The sequence below is a fragment of the Bradyrhizobium guangdongense genome, from assembly GCF_006483445.1.
GTDB lineage: Bacteria > Pseudomonadota > Alphaproteobacteria > Rhizobiales > Xanthobacteraceae > Bradyrhizobium > Bradyrhizobium guangdongense_A.
Map to the genome: position 1 here is coordinate 1 of NZ_PPPT01000240.1, position 5,463 is coordinate 5,463.

Annotated in this window: 6 protein-coding genes and 1 other RNA gene; 1 reads left to right on the top strand and 6 read right to left on the bottom strand. The window is 65.5% G+C overall.

Features of this window, described 5'->3' with window-relative positions; all coding sequences use genetic code 11:
* The first annotated feature begins 136 nt into the window (after nt 1-136).
* A complete protein-coding gene (locus C2U70_RS29650; protein WP_140982181.1) occupies nt 137-1,510 on the top strand; it encodes an AmpG family muropeptide MFS transporter in 1,374 nt (457 codons plus the stop codon).
* Here C2U70_RS29650 and C2U70_RS29655 read toward each other — a convergent pair whose 3' ends face one another.
* The 6 genes from C2U70_RS29655 to ffs form a co-directional block, all read right to left on the bottom strand.
* Nucleotides 1,511-1,894, bottom strand: coding sequence for a hypothetical protein (locus tag C2U70_RS29655; RefSeq protein ID WP_140982182.1), 384 nt, complete (start codon nt 1,892-1,894; stop codon nt 1,511-1,513). It abuts the gene before it with no gap.
* Between the two features lie 12 nt (nt 1,895-1,906).
* The gene (locus C2U70_RS29660) at nt 1,907-2,338 is read right to left on the bottom strand and encodes a hypothetical protein (protein ID WP_140982183.1); all 432 of its coding nucleotides are present in this window, start codon (nt 2,336-2,338) and stop codon (nt 1,907-1,909) included.
* A 26-nt stretch (nt 2,339-2,364) separates the two neighbouring features.
* Nucleotides 2,365-2,967 (bottom strand): recombination mediator RecR, encoded by a 603-nt coding sequence (gene recR, locus C2U70_RS29665; RefSeq protein WP_140982184.1) that lies wholly within the window; start codon nt 2,965-2,967, stop codon nt 2,365-2,367.
* Between the two features lie 3 nt (nt 2,968-2,970).
* The gene (locus C2U70_RS29670; protein ID WP_140982185.1) at nt 2,971-3,288 is read right to left on the bottom strand and encodes a YbaB/EbfC family nucleoid-associated protein; all 318 of its coding nucleotides are present in this window, start codon (nt 3,286-3,288) and stop codon (nt 2,971-2,973) included.
* A 22-nt stretch (nt 3,289-3,310) separates the two neighbouring features.
* Nucleotides 3,311-5,125: a DNA polymerase III subunit gamma/tau gene (locus C2U70_RS29675; protein ID WP_140982186.1), complete on the bottom strand. Its 1,815-nt coding sequence runs from the start codon at nt 5,123-5,125 to the stop codon at nt 3,311-3,313.
* A 95-nt stretch (nt 5,126-5,220) separates the two neighbouring features.
* Nucleotides 5,221-5,317: signal recognition particle sRNA small type (gene ffs / locus C2U70_RS29680), an RNA gene on the bottom strand.
* Between the last annotated feature and the right edge of the window lie 146 nt (nt 5,318-5,463).

The following is a 5,463-nucleotide window of genomic DNA, read 5'->3' on the forward strand; positions in this document are numbered from 1 at the left end:
TGAATTCCGGGTGAGGGGGTACAGGTCTCACGTCGAACTCACGTGGGGAGAGAGGCCCCTCACCCCAACCCTCTCCCCGTAAGAACGGGGAGAGGGAGAAGAGGGCAGCGCCGCCAGAATCTGCTAACACCCCTCCATGACCGCACCTGACGCGACCTCCCCCGCAGCCAAGACCGCCACCGAAAAGCCCTCTCCGTCCTGGCGTGAGAGTTTTGCCGTTTACACCCAACCGCGCGTGCTGATCGTGCTGTTCCTCGGCTTCTCCTCGGGGCTGCCGCTGGCGCTCTCGGGATCGACGCTGCTGGTGTGGATGCGGGAATCCGGCGTCGATCTCGGGACCATCGGGCTGTTTGCGCTGGTCGGCACGCCCTACACGCTGAAATTTTTGTGGGCGCCGCTGGTGGATGCGCTGCATGTGCCGCTGTTCACGCGCGCGTTCGGGCGGCGGCGCGGCTGGCTGCTGTTCTCGCAATTGCTGCTGATCGTCTCCATTCTGCTGCTGGCACTGACCGATCCGGCGCGCTCGCCGTTCTATTGCGCGCTCGGCGCGCTCTTGGTGGCGACGATGTCCTCGACCCAGGACATCGTGGTCGATGCCTTCCGCGTCGAGAGCCTGCCCGAGAGCGAGCAGGCCGCGGGCATGGCGTCCTACGTCGCGGCCTACCGCATCGGCATGCTGGTCTCGACGGCCGGTGCGCTGTTCATCGTCTCCGGCTTCGAAGATACCGGCATTCCGCGCGCATCTGCGTGGATGTGGGGCTATGTGGTGATGGCGGCGCTGGTGCTGATCGGCACCGTCACCGCGCTGGCCGCCACCGAGCCCGAACAGTCCGCGAAAGCGGAGGCCGCAACGCAGGCTGACTCGGCGATCGCCCGCGTGCTGCATGCGGCGATCGGCGCCTTCTCGGAATTCTTGTCGCGCAGGGATGCGCTGGCGGCGCTCGCCTTCGTCGTACTGTTCAAGTTCACCGACGCGTTTTCCGGCACCATGACGGCGCCGTTCGTGATCGACCTCGGCTTCACCCGCAACGACTATGCGGCGATCGTGAAGGGCGTGGGGCTTGCCGCAACGCTGATCGGCGGCTTTGCCGGCGGGTTCGTCGCACGGCGTTATCCGCTCGCAGCATCCTTGTGGATCGGCGGCGTGGTACAGGCGCTCGCCAACCTCTCCTTCTCCTGGCTCGCGGTGGTCGGCACCAATCAATGGGCGCTGGCACTCGCGATCTGCGCCGAAAATTTCACCAGCGCCATCGGCACCGTGATCTTCGTCGCCTATCTCTCGGCGCTGTGTCAAAACCCGCTGCACACGGCCACGCAATATGCACTGCTCACCGCGCTCGCCGCGGTGGGGCGGACCTATCTCTCGTCAGGTGCAGGCTTTGTCGCGAAGGGCGTGGGTTGGCCGATGTTCTTCGTGATCTGCGTGCTGGTCGCAATCCCGAGCTTGATCCTGCTCACCTGGCTGCAGAAGCGCGGGCACTTTGAGCGGCTGGGGCCGGTGCGGGTTTAGCTATTTCACCACCGTCCACTCCGGCACGGCGACATCGCCGATGTGCCAGGCGGTCTCCGAGCAGAACAGCGCTGACGCCTGCACCGTGACGGTCTTGCCGAGCAGCGGCTGCAACTGCCTGCGCGCCGCTTCGCTCATCGTGAACAGATGGAAGGTGGTGACGCCCTTGCCGTCCTCGCAGAAATCGTCGTCCTTCGGCATTAGCCTGGGCGCGCTGACGATCTGGTAGGCTTCGATCTTCGTGCCGTTGGGATGGCGCGTGCGCACGAGGCGCAAGATGCCGGTGAGCGTGTCGCCGGCCTTGATCGGTGCCTGCGCCTCCGCCGCAGTCCCCAGCGCAAGCAGGGCAGATGCGATGCAGGCGAGGCGGGACAGCGGCGACATGGACAGCTCCCGTTACTTCTTGATCAGGCTCCACTTGGTGATCACGGCTTCGCTCATCTGGCCGGGATCGCTGGCGCAGGCGACCTCGTCGACCTTCACCGAGATCTCCTTGCCGGCGAAAGATTTCAGTTGCGCGGCCTGCGCATCGCTGGAGGTGACGAGTTGGAACGTTTCCGGGCCGGTCTCGAGATTGCAGAGGCCGTTCGGCGCCGGCAGGCGGCGCGGTTCCGAGGTGATCTGATAGGTCGCGACCTTCTTGCCACCCTTAGCCCCGCGGACTTTCATCGTGCTGAGCTCGCCGGAGAGCACGTCGCCGGCGTTGATCGGCTTGCCCGGTTTCGATGCGGGAACGTCATCGCCCTGCTGCGCTGATACGGCAGGCGTCACCAGCGTCATCATGGCGGCAACCAAAGCAAGGCGCTTGCCGAATCGTCGTTTCGTCATGTCGTCCGTTTCCGTCAATGAGAGTGCTAGAACAGGGTCCGCTGCCGCATCGCAGCCGATAGCGTACCTTCGTCGAGATAATCAAGCTCGCCGCCGACCGGAACGCCGTGTGCGAGCCTTGTGACCTTCACATTAGCGTCCTGCAGGAGGTCGGTGATGTAATGCGCGGTGGTCTGGCCGTCCACTGTCGCATTCAGCGCCAGAATGATCTCGTGCACCTCAGCGTTGTGCGCGCGCGCGACCAGCGCATCGATGGTGAGGTCCTGCGGACCGACGCCGTCGAGCGGCGACAATGTCGCGCCCAGCACATGATAGCGGCCGTGCGTCGCATTGGCCCGTTCCAGCGCCCAGAGGTCGGCGACATCGGCGACAACGACGATGATGGCGGGATCGCGCCGCGGATCGGTGCAAACCGTGCACGGATTTTGCGTGTCGATATTGCCGCAGGTCTTGCAGACCTGGACCTTGTCGAGCGCGACCTGCAACGCCGATGACAGCGGCATCATCAGCGCCTCGCGCTTCTTGATCAGGTGCAGCGCGGCGCGCCGCGCCGAGCGCGGGCCTAGACCTGGCAAGCGCGCCAGAAGCTGGATCAGGCGCTCGATTTCGGGACCGGCAACCGCGGGCATGTCTTAGCCGAGCAATCCCGGCGGCAGGCCGAGCCCGCCGGTCAATGCCTGCATCTTCTCCTGCATCGCGAGCTCCGCCTTGCGGCGCGCATCGGCGAGCGCGGTGACGAGCAAATCCTCCAGCACCTCGCGTTCCTCCGCCTTCATCAGCGACGGATCGATCTTGATGCCCTTCACGTCCATCTTCGCGGTCATGCGCACCGCGACCAGCCCGCCGCCGGAGATGCCTTCCACCTCCACATTGGCGAGTTCTTCCTGCATCGCCTGCATCTTGGATTGCAGTTGCGCTGCCTGCTTCATCATGCCGAGAAAATCAGCCATCGATTCTTGTCCTTGAAAAAGGTTAGAGATCGTCGCCGTCGGAACCGTCGGGCGGATCGTCGCTGCCATAGTCGGCATTCATATCGGTGTCAGGCGTCTCCGGGGCAAGCCTGCGGACCTCGACGACCTTGGCGCCGGGGAAGCGCGACAGCACCTCCTGCACGCGCGGATCGGCCTCGGCGCTGCGGGCATGTTCCTGCTTGGCGGCCTGGTTCACCGAGCGCAGCGTCGGCTGGCCCTGCTCGTTGGAGACCACGACGGTCCAGCGCCGGCCGGTCCAGAGCTCGAGCTTGCGCGGCAGTTCCGTGATCAGCGATTTCGGCGCGTTGGGTTCGAGCGCAACTTCCAGCCGGCCGTCCTCGAAGCGCACGAGACGCATGTCGCCTTCGAGCGCCGCCTTGGTCATGACGTCGCGCTTCTGGCCCGCAAGCGCGACGAGCTGCGTGAAGCTGGTGATGCGCAGCGCCGGCGCGGCGGCACCTTGCGGAGTCGGCGCAGGCGCGGCCATCTGCGGACGCGCACCGCCACCGAACGATGGTGGCGGCGATGACGACGGTGCACGCGCGGGCGCAGCCGACGCAACAGGTGCGGTCGGCGCGCTACGCGCTGCACTTGCACCGCTCACGACAGGCGAGGCGCCGCCATTCTGCTCCAGCATTTTGATCGCTTCGTCCGGCGTCGGCAGGTCGGCGACATAGGCGATGCGGACCAGCACCATCTCGGCAGCGGCGGCAGGACGCGTTGCCGCCTGCACCTCGGTGATGCCCTTGAGCAGCATCTGCCACATCCGCGACAGTACGCGCATCGAAATCTTCGATGCAAAGTCGCGCGCGCGCAGCCGCTCGGTCTCGCCATAGGCGACGTTGTCGGCGGTCGCCGGAATGATCTTCACGCGGGTGACGAAGTTGACGAACTCGGCGAGGTCGGACAGCACGACGATCGGATCGGCGCCGGTGTCGTACTGATCGCGGAACTCCTTGAAGGCAGAGGCGATGTCGCCCCGCACCAGCGAATCGAAGAGATCGATCACCCGCGTACGATCGGCGAGCCCCAGCATCTGCCTGACGGCATCGGCTTTCACCTGTCCGGCCGCATGCGCAATCGCCTGGTCGAGCAGCGACAGCGAGTCGCGCACGGAACCTTCGGCGGCGCGGGCGATGATGCCGAGCGCCTCGGGCTCGATCTCGACGTTTTCCTTCGCCGCGATGCCGGCGAGGTGCTTCATCAGCACGTCGGCCTCGACGCGGCGCAGATCGAAACGCTGGCAGCGCGACAGCACGGTGACCGGAACCTTGCGAATCTCGGTCGTCGCGAACACGAACTTTGCGTGCTCCGGCGGTTCCTCGAGCGTCTTCAGGAAGGCGTTGAACGCCGCCGTCGAGAGCATGTGGACTTCGTCGATGATGTAGACCTTGTAGCGGGCGCTCGCCGGTGCGTAGCGCACGCTGTCATTGATCTGGCGGACGTCGTCGACGCCGGTGTGGGACGCGGCGTCCATCTCCAGCACGTCCATGTGCCGGCTTTCCATGATCGCCTGGCAATGCACGCCCAGCGTCGGCATGTGGATGGTCGGGCCCTTCACCGATCCGTCCGGCAGCTCATAGTTGAGCGCACGCGCCAGGATGCGCGCTGTGGTGGTCTTGCCGACCCCGCGGACGCCGGTGAGGATCCAGGCCTGCGGAATGCGCCCGGTCTCGAACGCATTGGAGACGGTGCGGACCACGGCCTCCTGGCCGATCAGATCGTCGAATGAGGAGGGACGGTATTTTCGCGCCAGCACCCGATACGGGGTCTGGCTGGCGCTATCGGGGGGTGTGGGGCCGCCAGCGTCGGTCATCGGTCGATCCGCAATGAAATGTCTCTCGGCCGGCTTTTGCGGAAAGGAGCGTGCGCTGGCGGCTGTCCCGCCGGCGCAATTCGCTCGAAAAAACGGTAGGAGACTGACGAGCGACCCGATCCGGACCTCGTTAGGGCTGCTTCCTTCCGGACCTGACCCGGTTGGCGAGTGGCTCGTCCACCGCCAATCTCCCGGTCCCTATTTGGGGCCAAAAGGCCCGGAAAGCAAGCGGGGATCGGCCGTGGACGGCCTGCCCAGCATCCGGGCAAAACCCGCCCCAAAGCGCCAAGAGGCTGTGCTTTCACTGATGGGGCCGCCTTGGTAATAACCTTTTCGGA

What these genes read in the sequence shown, in the direction of transcription:
- C2U70_RS29650 (WP_140982181.1), top strand. Translation starts at nt 137, where the DNA reads ATGACCGCACCTGACGCGACCTCCCCCGCAGCCAAGACCGCCACCGAA.
- C2U70_RS29655 (WP_140982182.1), bottom strand. Translation starts at nt 1,894, where the DNA reads ATGTCGCCGCTGTCCCGCCTCGCCTGCATCGCATCTGCCCTGCTTGCG.
- C2U70_RS29660 (WP_140982183.1), bottom strand. Translation starts at nt 2,338, where the DNA reads ATGACGAAACGACGATTCGGCAAGCGCCTTGCTTTGGTTGCCGCCATG.
- recR (WP_140982184.1), bottom strand. Translation starts at nt 2,967, where the DNA reads ATGCCCGCGGTTGCCGGTCCCGAAATCGAGCGCCTGATCCAGCTTCTG.
- C2U70_RS29670 (WP_140982185.1), bottom strand. Translation starts at nt 3,288, where the DNA reads ATGGCTGATTTTCTCGGCATGATGAAGCAGGCAGCGCAACTGCAATCC.
- C2U70_RS29675 (WP_140982186.1), bottom strand. Translation starts at nt 5,125, where the DNA reads ATGACCGACGCTGGCGGCCCCACACCCCCCGATAGCGCCAGCCAGACC.